Raw genomic sequence first — 13,535 nt, forward strand, 5'->3', positions numbered from 1 at the left:
TCCTTGCGCAGCGACAGGGTGCGCGCGCCGAAACTCGCGAGCAGGGCGGCGGGATCGGGTCCCGGCTCGCGGGCGATCACGCCCAAGGGCCAACCGTCGCGGTCGCCGGCCATCGCCGCCAGCAGTTCGGGTTCGAAGGACTGCACCTCGAGATCCAGGCGGCCGCGCCAGGGCGCGAGTTCGCGGCGCAGGTCCGGCCAGGAGCGCATCCCCTTGACCTCGACGAAGACCGTGAACGCGGGACCTCCCGCCGCCAGCGCCGCGAGCGCGTCCTGCAGCGACGGCAGGTCGCCGCCGCGCTTGGCGGGCCGGCCGCGGAGATCGGCGAGGTCGAGCCCGGCGATGAGACCCGCCGGCGTGTCCGCATCGTGGTGGACGACGAAGGCGCCGTCGCGCGCCTGGTGGACATCGAACTCGACGCCCGCGGCGCCGGAGGCCAGCGCCAGCCGGAAGGCCGCCAGGGTGTTCTCGGGGGCGTGCGCCGAGTCGCCGCGGTGGGCGAGGATCAGCGGGTGGGCGGGCGGCATGAGGGCGCTCCGTTGGGTTCGACGGCCGGGTTCGCCGACCGCCTCCGACAGGCGTGGCGGGAGGATTGTCCGCCGCCCCCGGCGGCCGTTCAAGCGATATCCGGGAAGGCGCCGGTCGCCGCCGCAGATTCCGATGTCGCGCGGGCGCCGGCCGTGATATCGATGCCGCAGACACGAGGGGAGGTGCATCGCGAGTGGGAGCGCAACGACAGGCATCACCGTTGTCCGGGGACGGGAACGCCCTGGCCCGGACCCTCGGCTTCCGCGAGGCGCTGTCGCTGGTTGTCGGCCGCATCATCGGGTCCGGCATCTTCCGCACGCCCGGCCCGATCATGGCGCTGACCGGCGGGGCCGCGCTCTTCTTCGGCACGTGGGTCCTGGCCGGCGTGATGACGCTGTTGAGCGCCCTGTGCTACGCCGAGATGGTGGCGATGCTGCCGCGTTCCGGCGGGCCGTACGCCTACCTCAAGGCCGCGTACCCGCCGTGGTGGGCGTTCCTGCGCGGCTGGGCGATGTTCTTCGTGTCCGAGACGGCGACGATCGCCGCCGTCGCGCTGGTCTTCGCCGAGTACGCGCGGGCGCTGTGGGAGGCGGGTGGCGGCGCGTCCTGGCCGCGCGGCCTCGAGACGGCTGCGGCCGCCGGCGGGGTGTGGCTGCTCACCTGGATCAACATCCGCGGCGTCCGCGCCGGTGGTCGCACCCAGAACGCGCTCACCGTGCTGAAGCTGGCCGCCCTCGCCGCGGTGGCGTGGGTCGGCCTGACCGCGGCCCGCGCCGCCGTTCCGGAACTCGCTCAGGCGCCGCTGGCGCGGCCCGGCGGCTGGGCGGCGGTCCTGGCCGTCGGCGCGTCGCTGCGCTACGCGTTCTTCGCCTTCAGCGGCTGGGAAGGGGCCACCTACGTGGCGGAGGAGGTGCGCGAGCCGGAGCGCAACCTGCCGCGCTCGCTGCTGTGGGGCATCGCCGTGGTGATGGCGACCTACCTGCTGGTGAACCTCGCCTACCTGCGGCAGCTGGGACCGGCCGGCATGGCCGCCTCGAAGCAGGTCGCCGCCGAGTCGATGCGCGTCGCGCTGGGGCCGGCCGGTGCGGTGCTCATCGCGATCGCGGTGGTGCTGAGCACCTTCGGCAACATCAACGCGCAGGTCCTGGTCAAGGCCCGCACCTGGCACGCGATGTCCCGTGACGGCCTGTTCCCGGCCGTGTTCGGCGGCGTCCACCCCCGGCACCGCACGCCGGTCGGCGCGCTGGCCGCGCAGGGCGCCTGGGCGACGGTCCTGCTGATCGCGGCCGGGCTCGCCGGGCGTTCCTACGAGACGGTCATCGACTTCTTCGCCTTCACCTCGGCGGTCTTCAACCTGTCGACCTTCGCCGCGGTCGCGGTCCTGCGCCGCCGAATGCCCGACGCGCCGCGCCCGTTCCGTGTGCCGGGCTGGCCCTGGACGCTCGGCGTCGTGCTGGTCATCCAGGCGGCGTTCCTGGTGGTCACGGCGATCACCGCGCCCCTGCCTTCGCTGCTGGGCGCCCTGCTCACTCTGACCGGCCTGGGCTGGTACTTCCGCCGTCGCCCGGATCGCTCGCCCCATCCGCTGCCCTAATACCTAGTCGATGAATATGAAAATAATCCAGCAAATGATCACAATATATCAAATATTAAGCTTCAAATAATGCTTATTCGCAATTTTCGTCACACGATCGTGCAGAATGATGGTATCCTTGTCTCTGCTCAATGATGGTAAACCGACATCGAGGCGGGACCTCGGTGTCATGTCGATGGTCGGAAACCCAAGGGGGGATGCAGATGAACCTGAACATGATTGCGAAAGGCCGCGCCGCGTTCCTGCTGTCGGCCCTGGTCCTGATCGCCGCCAGCCCCGCGTTGGCCACCCACATGGAGACCTTCGGCGCCACGGCCGACTGCGCCGGCTTCACCGTCGACTCGACGGTCATCTTCCGGGCCTACCCCATCGTGGTGCCCGAGGCGTTCGTCGCCTACAACGTGGTCCTCTCCCAGGGCGGCGTCCCGGTCCAGACCCGGACCGGCCAGGTCACGATCGTGCCCGCGTTCCCGACGGTCAGCCTGGCCGGGCTCTGGGACGGCGATCTCTGCGGCGACTACACGGTCGACGGCACGGTCGTCCTGACCACGCCGGCCTACCCGCAGGACAACGGCGACGTGCGCAACACCCGCACCTTCAGCGTCTCGTTCAACTGCGACTGCCCCGTGCAGGACGCCTGCCACTTCACGCCCGGCTACTGGAAGAACCATCCCGCCGACTGGCCGATGATGAGCTTCAGCCTCGGCGGCGTGGCCTACAACCAGGCGCAGCTGATCGCGATCATCCGCCGGCCGGTGCGCGGCGACGCCACGGTCATCCTGGCCCACCACCTGATCGCCGCCATGCTGAACGTCGCCAACGGCGCCAGCAACGGCATCCAGGACGCCATCGACGACGGCAACGCCTTGCTGGCCATGTACCCGCTGGGCAGCAACCCGGCCGATCCCGCCCGCTCGCAGGCGCTGGCGATCAAGGACCTGCTGGCCGCCTACAACGAGATGGGTTGCCCCGACGGCTTCGACAAGGCGCTGCCGCTGGACGGCGACGACGCGATGAGCAGCTGGGGGAATCTGAAGGCCATCTACCGCTGATCCGCACCGGGAATCGTCACCGGGGGGGGGCGTCCTCGAAAGGGCGCCCCTCCCGCGTTTCAGGCCAGGAGTTCCAGCCCGCGCCGGCGGATCGCGTCGCCGAGGACCGCCTCGGTCGCCTGCATGTGGCCGCCGGCGAGGCCGAACTGGACGTGGATCGACGTGAATTCGTCGCGGACCTCCGCGTGGATGCCTGGCCACTCGGCCGGCGGGACGTCCAGCGACGAAAAGGCCCGGTCGATCAGGGCATCGCAGCGCGCTGGTTCGCGGCAGAGGCAGCTCGGCAGCAGCGAGGCCGTCGCGATGCAGGGCGCGACCGAATCGCCCAGCCCCGCCTCGGCGAGCTGAGCCGGGGTGGCGGTGTGGGCCCCCACCAGTTCGACCATCCGCTCCGGGAACTTCCACGAACGCAGGATCCAGGCGCCGGCCCGGCCGTGGTCCCAGCCGTGCGCCTCGCGTTCGATCCCCGCCAGCGGCCGCCGGCTGCGGCGCCACTCGGTCAGCATCGGCTCGTAGAACGTCTGGCAACCGGTCAGCAGCACCGGCACCGCCACGTCGGCCATCAGCATGGCGGTGAAGGCGGCCTCCGTCTCGCCCGGCCGGCAGCGGCGCGCCAGCGCGCGCGCCAGCAGCGAGCGCAGCAGCGTGTCCGTCCAGTACGCCTCCTGCTGGAACAGCTCGCCCGGCGGCCGGGGCAGCGCGTCGCGCATCGAGTAGCCCAGGATCACCGAGCGGATCCGGTCGAAGCCCAGCAGGCTGATGGCGTGGCGGATGCTGGTGACTTCCGTCCGCAGCGCGAACAGCGAGGAGTTGATGGTCGTCAGCACCCGCACGCTCAGCTCCAGCTCGGCGCCGATGATCGTCTCGAGCTTCACGACGTCCGGTTCCTCGCGGTTGACCTCCTCCAGCACCTTCGCCACGGCCGCGGGCAGCGGCGGCAGCTTCATGCCGGCGAACATCACGTCGAAATCCCCGTCCGCGACGGCGGCGTGCAGCTTCAACGAATCGAGCAGGCCCATGGCGGTCTCGCCCTCCGTGACGGTCAGTGGCTGGTGGTCTCCTGCAGGACGTTCAGCACCTCGAGCGCGAGGTGGCCGGCGAGTTCGAATTCCGCGCAGATGGCGCCGAAGCTCTCGCGCACCTGGTCGTGGATCGCCGGCCAGGCCGGCGGCGCGATGTTCAGCTCCTTGCGGGCCACGCGGATCAGGTTGCGGCAGCGGGCCGCGTCCGGCTTGAGCGCGCTCGGCAGCAGCGAGGCCACCATCACCGGCAGCGCCACGGTGTTGCCCAGCCCCTGCTTGCGGATCTGCTCGGCGGTGCCGTTGTGCGCGCCGGCGACCGTCACCAGGGTCGGCGGGAACTCCCACTTCTCGAGGATCCAGGCGCTGGCCAGGGCGTGGTCCCAGCCCACGTGGTCCCGCTCGAGCTGCGCCAGCTCGTTGGGCTGCCCGCTCCAGCGCGCGAAGACCGACAGGTAGGTGTCGGCGTAGACGGTCAGCAGGATGGGCACCGAGATGTCCGCCAGCATCATGGCCGTGAACGCCTCCTCCTCGTCGCCGAGCCCGGAACGGCGCGAGAGGATGCGGGCCAGCAGCGAGCGCAGCAGGGTGTCGGTCCAGAACGCCTCGTGCTTGAACAGGGCGGTCGGCGGGTGCGGCACCGATTCGAGGATCGCGAAGCTCAGCACGATCGAGCGGATGCGGTCCACCCCCAGCAGCGCCACGGCGTGGCGGATCGAGGTCACCTGGGTGCGCAGGGCGAAGTGCGAGGAGTTGATCGTGCGCAGCACCTTGGCGCTGATCAGCGGCTCGGTGGAGATGATGCGCTCGATGCGCCCGACCTCGGCCTCGGGGCTGTTGACCTCCGCCAGCAGGCGCGAGACGGCCGCCGGCAACACCGGCAGCTTGACGTGCTGGAAGGCCGCGGCGAATTCATCCCTGAATGTGCCGGGACCACGGGTGGCGACATCCATCTACGGGCTCCATGGGCGATGGAGAGCTCGGCGAAGGTACACTGTTCAGTCGTGCTATCGGTCGTTTCCGGATGGACTTGAGCGGTTCGGATGTCGCCGGGTGCGATGCCCCTTCCCTTGCCTGCGTCTCATCTCGTTCGCTTCATACAGACCCGCTGGGACGGGGGTGTCTGCAGGTTCTCTGCGCCAGGAGGGCGCAGGGAACCGGAAGTCAAGCACTCCGGGCACAGGAGGTGCCCGGAGCGCGTCCCCCGTCCCAGCGGGTCTGTATGAAGCGAACGAAGGAGATCCAGGCAACGGGAAGGGCCCACCCACCCGGCAACAGCCGAGCCGGTTCAGCGGACCAGGCGGCAACCCAGCGCGATCGAGAGGAACTTGGATTCTTCGGTGTCGGCGCGACTGGTCAAGACGCAGGGCGACGAGGTGCCCACGACTGCAGCAGCGAGGCGGCCCCCGGAGAGGAGGGTGCCGGCCTTGTAGAAGACGTTGCCGCTCTCGATGTTGGGGAAGACCAGGATGTCGGCGGCGCCGCCCACCGGCGAGTCCAGGCCCTTGATGGCGCAGGCTTCGGGCGAGATGGCGACGTCCAGGGCCAGGGGGCCGTCGACCACGGCGTCGGGGAATTCCGCGGCCGCGTCCGCCGCGATGGCCGCCGCCTCGACGGTCGCCGGCATCTTCGGGCTGACCTTCTCGCTGGCGGCCAGCAGGGCGGCCAGGGGCCGCTCCAGGCCGAAGCTGTGGGCCGCGTCCACGCAGCAGCGCAGGATCTGCTTCTTGGTCGCGAGGTCCGGCAGCGGGATGATCGCCACGTCGCTGACGAACAGCAGCTTGCCGTGGCGGGCGGTGTGGGCGGGCAGTTCGAACACCGTCAGGTGGGTCAGGATCGCCCCTGCCGGCAGCAGGCCGCGCTCCTTGTCCAGGATGGACTTCATGTAGTCGGCGGTGCCGATCAGGCCCTTCATCAGCACGTCGGCGCGGCCGTCGCGCACCAGGTCGCGGGCGCGCAAGCCGGCGGCCGCGACGTCCGGCTCGTCGATCACCGTGAAGGCGCCGCGGTCGAGGCCCTGCGCGGCGCACAGAGCGTCGATGCGGGCCGCGTCGCCCACCAGGGTCACCCGCGCGATCCCCTCGCGGACGGCGCGCGCCGCGGCCTCGATCGTGTGGGGGTCGTGGCCCGCGGCCACGGCCACGTGCCGGGCCGGACGCGCCCGCAGGGAGGCGACCATCTCGTCCAGGGTGCGGATGGGGGTCACGATGCGGCCTCCGGGTCGTAGGTGCGGGCCTCTTCCTTGCCGTTCAGGACGCGCAGGGCCCCCTGGACCAGGGCGGCCATCTCGTTCTCGCCGGGGTAGACGACCACGCGGCCGCAGTGCTCCGGGACGTACGAGCGGATCGCCGCGACCAGGCCGGCGCTGCGGGCCATGCCGCCGGTCAGCAGGATGCCGTCGACGGGCTCGTCCTGGAAGGCGGGCAGCAGCATCGCGATGTGCTTGGCGATCTGGTAGGCCATGGCGTCGAAGACCAGCGTCGCCCACTCGTCGCCGTCGGCGACGCGCCGTTCCACCTCGCGCAGGTCCGCGGTGCCGAGCAGGTCGATCAGGCCGCCGCGCCCCTTGTTCAGCAGCTTCAGCTCGGCCTTGGTGAACTCGCCGGAGAAGCAGAGCTCGATCAGCTGGCCGGTGGGCACGGTGCCGGAGCGCTGCGGCGAGAAGGGCCCCTCGCCGTTGAGCCCGTTGTTGACGTCGAGGTAGCGGCCGCGGCGGTGGGCGCCGACGGTGATGCCGCCGCCCATGTGGCAGACGATCACGTTGATGCGCTCGTAGAACGTCTCGTGCTCCTGGGCGAAGCGCTGCGCCGTGGCGATCTGGTTCAGGGCGTGGCTGATCACCAGGCGGCGGACCGCCTTGAAGCCGGTGATCTTGGCCTTCTCCCAGACCTCGTCCACGACCACGGGGTCGACGATGAAGGCGGGCAGGTCGGTGCCGAGGCGGATCTCGTCGGCGATGAGCGCCCCGAGGTTCGAGGCGTGCTCCCCGCCCACGGCGGCGCGCAGGTCGGCCAGCATCCGCTCGTTGACGGCGTAGGTGCCGTGGGGGATGGGCCGCACCAGGCCGCCGCGGCCGGCGACGGCGTCGAGGTCGGCCGGCGTCAGGTCGTGCTCGGCCAGGGCGGCCAGCACGGCCTCCTTGCGGAAGCCCGCCTGATCGGTGATGGGGCGCGATTCGAAGGGGGCCAGCTCGGCGGCGTCGTGCTGCAGCTCCTTGGTGAAGCTCTCGAGGTCGCCCTCGTAGACGCTGATCTTGGTGCTGGTCGAGCCGGGGTTGATCGCCAGGATGCGCGGGCGCGGGAAGAAGGTGTCCCGGGGCGTGCGGGTCCAGTGGCCGAACTTGTGGTGGCGCAGCAGGCTGGCCTTGACCGCGAGCATGACGTCCTGCGCCGAGGAGTCCATCGGCACGTCCACGCCCTTGAAGCGCACGCCGAACATCACCGGGAACTTCTTCGCCTCCGGGTAGCGCGTGGCGTAGAGGTGGAACAGCAGGTTCCCCAGGTCGAGGTTGGGGGCGATGATGACGTTGGTGCCCCCGGGCGCGCCCTCGGCCGGCTGGTAGTACATGGCCGAGCGCCGCGACAGGGCGGTGGAGATCTTGACCTCGCCCTCGATGTGGATCGTGCGGTAGCGCTCGCCCACGGCGATGCGCTCGGCGAGGATCTCGGGCACCAGGGCCGTGGCGCGGCGGACCAGCTCCGGCGACGGGCCCTCGTCGGAGCCCTTGTGCGAGTAGCTGACGATGGCGCCGTTGATCGTCGGCAGCACGTCCTCGGGGATGAGGTCGCGGGCCACGGCGCAGGTGCCCACCGCGATGCGGGCCAGCGTCTCGGGCGTCATCGACGCGTTCACGCCCACGTCGCCGAAGACCACGATGTTGTGCGGGAAGATGCCCGCCGGGTGGTCGGGCGGCAGCACGAAGATGCCCGCCTCGCACATGACCTTGTTGACGCGCAGCAGGCGCAGCATGGGGCGGAAGTAATCCCGCGGCTCGTGCGTGAGGCCGCCGACGACCGTGTCGGCGTGGCCGCAGCGCACGCACATGATGCCGAAGCGGGCGGGTTCGCTCAGCAGCCGGCGCGCCTCCTGCGGCAGGTCGGCGCGGCGCAGTTCCGCCGGCAGGGCCAGGTACTCGGCGACGAACTCGTCCAGCAGGTCGGAGCGGGTCGCGGGGTCGATGAAGGCGGCGTTCTGGAAGGTGTACGCCACGCGGGTCGCGTCGAGGTGGGGCAGCTGCTCGCGCTGGACGGCCCTCACCGCCGCCTCGTCCGCCAGGAACACCAGCCGGGCGAAGCGCGACAGGTGGCAGGCGGCCTCCACGGTGCGCGGGTCCAGCGCCTCGGTCAGCACCACCGTCGGACGGTTCTGCATCACGGCCAGGATCTGATCGTCGAGGGCGCGGTCGATGTCGAACGGCAGCGTCGCGCCCGTGATCTCGGTCATGGGTCCTCCGCGGGCGTGGGGGTCGGGTGTCGGACGGCTGTACCGTCGCAATCATGGTCATCGGCCGCGCTGTTTTCAAATTCACAGTTGTTTTGCAGTCGGCCGTTGCCCGGCGCGGCGGGGCGGTGTTACGGTCCCGCCCGGGCCGCACCACGGGAGGGAGCGTCGCCATGCCACGCAACGGCAACGGCTTGATCGACAGCGAGATGCACCGCGACGCGCTCGCGCGCCTCCGCCTGGTCCTGGGCGGAGAGCCGCCGCGCTGGCTGCTGGTGAGCGCCGCCGGCCAGTGCCTGGTGCTGTTCGAGGACGGGCGCGCGAGCCGCGTCTACGGCGTCTCGACGGCGGCCGCCGGCCTCAGCGGCCGCGAGGGCTCCTTCGGCACGCCGCCGGGCGTGCACCGGGTCGCGCGGCGCATCGGCGCCGGGCAGGAGCTCGGCACCTGGTTCGACAGCCGCGAGCCCGAAGGCGTGTGGCGCCCGGGCGAGCCCGCGCCGCGGGAGGACCTCATCCTGACGCGCATCATCACCCTGCGGGGATGCGAGGAGGGCGTGAACCGCGGCCAGGGTTGCGATTCGGAGGCCCGCTTCATCTACATCCACGGCACCAACCACGAGGGCCGCATCGGCGAACCCGTCTCCCAGGGCTGCATCCGCCTGAGCAACACCGACGTGCTCGACCTTTTCGAGCGCGTCGAAGAAGGGGACCCCGTTGTCATCGTCTGAGCGCCCGGCCGCCTACCACTTCGTCGGGATCGGCGGCAGCGGCATGTCCGCGCTGGCCTTCTACCACGCCGCACTGGGCGGCCGCGTCAGCGGCAGCGACCGCTCCTTCGACCGCGGCGACAATATTGATCTGCGCGCCGCGCTCTCCGCGGCTGGGATCGCGATCCTGCCCCAGGACGGGTCCGGCGCGGCGGCCGGCTGCGACGAGGTCATCGTCTCGACCGCGGTGGAGACGGACAACCCCGACGTGCGCGCCGCGCGCGAGCGGGGGGTGCCGCTGCTGCACCGCAGCGAGCTGCTGGCCCGCTTCGTGGCGGAGCGGCGCACGATCGCGGTGACCGGGACGAGCGGCAAGTCGACGGTCGTCGCGATGACCTTCGCCGCCCTGCGCGGCGCCGGGCTGCAGCCGTCGGTGATCACCGGCGGCGCCCTGGTCGAGCTGGAGGAGCGCGGCGTCCCCGGCAACGCCTGGGCGGATCCGCGGGGCGATCTGCTGGTCGTCGAGGCCGACGAGAGCGACGGCAGCCTGGTGCGCTACGCCCCCTGGTGCGGCGTGGTGCTCAACCTGCAGCGCGACCACAAGGAGACCGCCGAGGTGGCGGCGATGTTCCGCACCTTCCGCGGCCGGACGGCGGGCCCGCTGATCTGCGGCGAGGAGGCCAACCTCGACGAGCTGCGCCCCGACGCGCGCTTCGGCTTCGGCCCGCGCGCCGACGTCAGGGCGGAGGCGGTCGAGCTGCGGCCCGACGGCTCGCGCTTCCGCGTCGGCGGCACGCCGTTCGAGCTGCCGACGCCCGGCCGCCACGACGTGCTCAACGCGCTGGCGGCGACCGCCGCAGCGACAGCGGCCGGCGCCTCCCTCCCCGAGGTCGCCGCTGCCTTGCAGGACTTCCGGGGCGTGGCCCGCCGCTTCCGGGTCCTCGGCGCCGCGCGCGGCGTGACGGTCGTCGACGACTTCGCCCACAACCCCGACAAGCTGCGCGCGGCGCTGTCCGCGGGCCGCCTGCGCGGCGGCCGCATCCTCGCCGTCTTCCAGCCCCACGGCTTCGGGCCCACGCGCTTCCTGCGCGACGACCTGGTCGCCGCCTTCGCCGACGCGCTCGCGCCGGCCGACGTGCTCTGGCTGCCGGAGATCTTCTTCGCCGGCGGCACGGTGACCCGCGACATCTCGTCCGCGGACCTCGCCCGCGGGGTCTCGGCCGCCGGCCGCGACGCGCGGTTCGTCGCCGACCGCACCGACCTGCCGGCGCTGATCGCCGCCGAGGCCCGCGCGGGCGACCTGGTGCTGGTGATGGGCGCGCGCGACCCCTCGCTCACCGGTCTGGCGCGCGACGTTCTGGCCGCGGTGGCCGCCGCGCCCGGCGGGCCGCGATGAGCGGCTTCGTCCTGGTCGACGACGGCCGGGGCCGTCGCCGCGGCCTCTTCCCCCATCTCGCCGCGCCCGGCCTGGTGCACGCCGTGACCACGCGCGACGGTCCCGACCTCGGCGACGAGCCCTCCCACGACCCCGCGCACGCCGTGCCGGTCGGCGCGCTGGCCAGCGAACTGGGACTCGACGGCATCGCCTGGGCGTTCCAGGTCCACGGCGACACCGTGCTGCGCGCCGAGGTCCCCGGTTATGCCGGCCCCGGCGACGCCCTGTGGACCGACCGGCCCGGCCTCGGCGTCATGGCGCGCAGCGCCGACTGCCCGCTGGTGCTGGTGGCCGGGGAGCGGCGCGACGGCTCGGCGATCCTGGGCGTGGCCCACGCGTCCTGGCGCTCGACGGTGCAGCGCATCACCGCGCGGCTGGTCGCCGAACTCGCGTGCGCCGGCGCCGATCCGTCGCGCCTGCGCGCCGGGATCGCGCCCTCGGCCGGCCCCTGCTGCTACGAGGTGGGCGAGGAGGTGCGCGACCGCGCCCTGAAGGAACTCGGTCCCGGCGCCGCCACCTGCTTCCGCGAGCTCGAGGACAGCCTCCACTTCGACCTCTGGGCCGCCAACCGCGCGCAGCTGCGCGAGGCCGGACTGCGCGACGAGGCGATCGTCACGGCCGGGCTGTGCTCGCTCTGCCGCAACGATCTCTTCTTCAGCTACCGGCGGGAGGGCGCGGCGGCGGGGCGCTACGCGGCGGTGATCGGGACCGTGCGCTCAGGGCGGGTCGCCGGGTAGGACGGTGACGTGCAGGGAGGCGCCGGCCGCCTCGCAGGCCGAGCGGATCGCTGCGAGGTAGGGCCGCACTTGCGGGTGTTCCACCGGCGACGCTGTGTGGTACTCCACGGTGTCCACCCCCAGCTCGCGCAGCCGAGCCGCCACGCCGAGGGCCAGGGGCGCGGCCTCGTCCGGCCGCAGCAGGTGGTCGTACCAGGGGATGGGATCCTCGGCGCCGAGCAGGCCGAATTCTCCCGACAGGATGTGCAGGGGCGTCCCGTGCGCGAGGCCGTGCCGCCGGAGGGAGCGCAGCCGCTCGCTGAGGTAACGCTCGACGGCGGGCAGCAGGCCGTCGTCCTCCCGCTTCGCGGCGCTGCAGTAGGAACAGAGGATCTTCACGGTTCCCCGGTCGCGCCGTCGCCGAGCGCCGCCGCGAAACGCCGCACCACCTCGCCCGCCGGCATCACCGCCACGATCCCCTCGACGCTGCGGCCGGCCTGCCACAGGTCCCGGTAGGCGCCGCCCTCGCGCGCGGCCGCGGGCAGGCGGCGCAGCGAGCGGCCCAGGTACCAGGCGCGCATCCACTTCTTGGTGCGGGGGTGGCGCAGCAGGCGCTTGGCGAGGCCGCCGGCTTCCAGCCCCAGCCGATCGATCGTCGGGGTGCGGATCACCGACACCGGCACGCCGGTGAGCTTCTCGGTCAGCACGATGTCCGCGGCGCGGGCGGCCAGGATGGCCGCCTTGTAGTCGGCGTGGGCCGTGCACTCGTCGGTGGCGATGAAGCGGGTGCCGCACTGCACCGCGGCGTAGCCCTGGTCGAGGGCGGCGCGGAATTCCTGCGGCGCGCCGACGCCGCCGGCGCAGACCAGGGGCAGCCCGTAGCCCGACAGCTCCGCGAACAGCCGCTCCTGCGAGCGGCGCCCCGCGTGCCCGCCGGCGCGGTCGTTGACGCAGATCAGCCCGTCGACGCCGGCGTCCACGGCCTTGGCGGCGAAGCCTTTGCCCGTCACGTCGTGGTAGACGAGGCCGCCCGCGGCGTGGATGCGCTCGACGATCGCGCGCGGGTGGCCCAGGGCGGTCAGGAAGAAGCGCACGTCCTCTGCCAGCGCGATGTCGATCCACGCGTCCAGCCGCCGCTGGTAGCGCTGGAAGCCGTGTTCGAGCAGGACGTTCAGCCCGACCGGGGCGCCGCCCGACAGCTCGCGGATGCGGCGCAGGCCGTCGCGGAAATCCCAGCCGTGCACCGAGGTCAGGGACATCGGCTGCACCACGCCCAAGCCGCCGGCCGCCGAGACGGCGGCCACCAGCTCGGGGTTGCTGCAGGGGAACATCGGCCCGCAGATCAGGGGCGTGCGGACGCCGGCCGCCGCGGTGAATGCCGTCACGCGTGTCATGGCCGCATCGTACCCGGCGCGCGGCGGCAGCGCCAGCGGAGAACGGATCCCGACTAGATGCCGATTTAGATGCCGAAGCGCCGCGTGACCTTCACCATCACGATGTCGTCGCCCGGGGACTCCAGCAGCGAGCGCGCGTCGCGGCGCAGGTCCATGCTGCCGGGATCGTCGAAGTTGGCGCGGCCCTGGGTCCAGGCCAGGTAGAACGTGGAGCCCGGGTCGTACTCCCAGCGCAGCACGAAGTTCACCTGCATCGACTTGAGGTTGAAGTCCGGGTCCGCGACCGCGAAGGCGGGGGCCGGCCCGGCGCCGTCGGGGTCCACGAGGTAGGAGCCGTCGTCGCCGCGCTCCAGGGTGGAGCCGCCGTCGCGGCCGTAGACGGTGAAGTCGTAGGTGCTCGGGCTTTGGAACTCCTTGAGGCCCTCGTAGCGGCCCGTGGCGAACAGGGGCTGCAGGTAGGTCTGCAGCGTCAGGCCGGGGGAGAAGGTCCAGTCCACGCGGGTGGTCAACGAGACCTGTTGCATGTCCATCCAGGCGAAGACGTAGCGCGTGCCGTAGGTGGCGGCCATCAGGGGGTCGGTCACGCGCGTCACCCACTGCGTCGCCTCGTGCGTGGCGTTGTAGGAGGGCGAGAACGACAGCTGCAGGGC

Annotated in this window: 13 protein-coding genes and 1 pseudogene; 5 read left to right on the forward strand and 9 right to left on the reverse strand. The window is 72.2% G+C overall.

Annotation, left to right across the window (positions count from 1 at the left end; all coding sequences use genetic code 11):
• Positions 1-527 (reverse strand): glycerophosphodiester phosphodiesterase (locus tag Q7W29_09860; GenBank protein MDO9172125.1); only part of this gene is annotated, 527 nt, incomplete at its 3' end.
• 221 nt (positions 528-748) lie between these two features.
• Here Q7W29_09860 and Q7W29_09865 point away from each other — a divergent pair.
• The gene (locus Q7W29_09865) at positions 749-2,122 is read left to right on the forward strand and encodes an amino acid permease (GenBank protein MDO9172126.1); all 1,374 of its coding nucleotides are present in this window, start codon (positions 749-751) and stop codon (positions 2,120-2,122) included.
• 215 nt (positions 2,123-2,337) lie between these two features.
• On the forward strand, positions 2,338-3,174 hold the full coding sequence (locus tag Q7W29_09870; protein ID MDO9172127.1) for a hypothetical protein: 837 nt from the start codon (positions 2,338-2,340) through the stop codon (positions 3,172-3,174).
• A 59-nt stretch (positions 3,175-3,233) separates the two neighbouring features.
• Here Q7W29_09870 and Q7W29_09875 read toward each other — a convergent pair whose 3' ends face one another.
• From Q7W29_09875 to Q7W29_09895, 5 genes and pseudogenes are all read right to left on the reverse strand, one after another.
• Complete coding sequence (locus Q7W29_09875; GenBank protein ID MDO9172128.1) at positions 3,234-4,193, reverse strand: HDOD domain-containing protein; 960 nt, start codon at positions 4,191-4,193, stop codon at positions 3,234-3,236.
• Between the two features lie 23 nt (positions 4,194-4,216).
• Complete coding sequence (locus Q7W29_09880) at positions 4,217-5,146, reverse strand: HDOD domain-containing protein (protein MDO9172129.1); 930 nt, start codon at positions 5,144-5,146, stop codon at positions 4,217-4,219.
• Positions 5,147-5,481: 335 nt separating this feature from the next.
• On the reverse strand, positions 5,482-6,399 hold the full coding sequence (locus tag Q7W29_09885) for a phosphate acyltransferase (GenBank protein ID MDO9172130.1): 918 nt from the start codon (positions 6,397-6,399) through the stop codon (positions 5,482-5,484).
• On the reverse strand, positions 6,396-7,481 hold the full coding sequence (buk, locus tag Q7W29_09890) for a butyrate kinase (GenBank protein MDO9172131.1): 1,086 nt from the start codon (positions 7,479-7,481) through the stop codon (positions 6,396-6,398). The genes Q7W29_09885 and buk overlap by 4 nt, the downstream gene beginning before the upstream one ends.
• A gap of 99 nt (positions 7,482-7,580) precedes the next feature.
• Positions 7,581-8,564, reverse strand: a pseudogene (locus tag Q7W29_09895) (phosphate acyltransferase).
• 242 nt (positions 8,565-8,806) lie between these two features.
• Between Q7W29_09895 and Q7W29_09900 the strand changes: the two are divergent.
• The 3 genes from Q7W29_09900 to Q7W29_09910 are packed head-to-tail and all read left to right on the forward strand — an operon-like array spanning position 8,807 to position 11,512.
• A complete protein-coding gene (locus Q7W29_09900) occupies positions 8,807-9,361 on the forward strand; it encodes a L,D-transpeptidase (GenBank protein MDO9172132.1) in 555 nt (184 codons plus the stop codon).
• A complete protein-coding gene (locus Q7W29_09905; GenBank protein MDO9172133.1) occupies positions 9,348-10,736 on the forward strand; it encodes a Mur ligase domain-containing protein in 1,389 nt (462 codons plus the stop codon). The genes Q7W29_09900 and Q7W29_09905 overlap by 14 nt, the downstream gene beginning before the upstream one ends.
• Positions 10,733-11,512, forward strand: coding sequence for a polyphenol oxidase family protein (locus Q7W29_09910; protein ID MDO9172134.1), 780 nt, complete (start codon positions 10,733-10,735; stop codon positions 11,510-11,512). The genes Q7W29_09905 and Q7W29_09910 overlap by 4 nt, the downstream gene beginning before the upstream one ends.
• Here the strand turns inward: Q7W29_09910 and Q7W29_09915 are convergent.
• The 3 genes from Q7W29_09915 to Q7W29_09925 all read right to left on the reverse strand — a co-directional run.
• Entirely contained in the window at positions 11,492-11,890 is a 399-nt protein-coding gene (locus Q7W29_09915; GenBank protein MDO9172135.1) for a hypothetical protein, read from the reverse strand. The genes Q7W29_09910 and Q7W29_09915 overlap by 21 nt on opposite strands.
• Entirely contained in the window at positions 11,887-12,885 is a 999-nt protein-coding gene (locus Q7W29_09920) for a nitronate monooxygenase (GenBank protein MDO9172136.1), read from the reverse strand. Before Q7W29_09920 ends, Q7W29_09915 begins: the two co-directional genes overlap by 4 nt.
• Before the next feature lie 65 nt (positions 12,886-12,950).
• Positions 12,951-13,535 (reverse strand): hypothetical protein (locus Q7W29_09925; GenBank protein MDO9172137.1); only part of this gene is annotated, 585 nt, incomplete at its 5' end.

It is taken from the genome of bacterium (assembly GCA_030654305.1).
GTDB lineage: Bacteria > Krumholzibacteriota > Krumholzibacteriia > LZORAL124-64-63 > LZORAL124-64-63 > PNOJ01.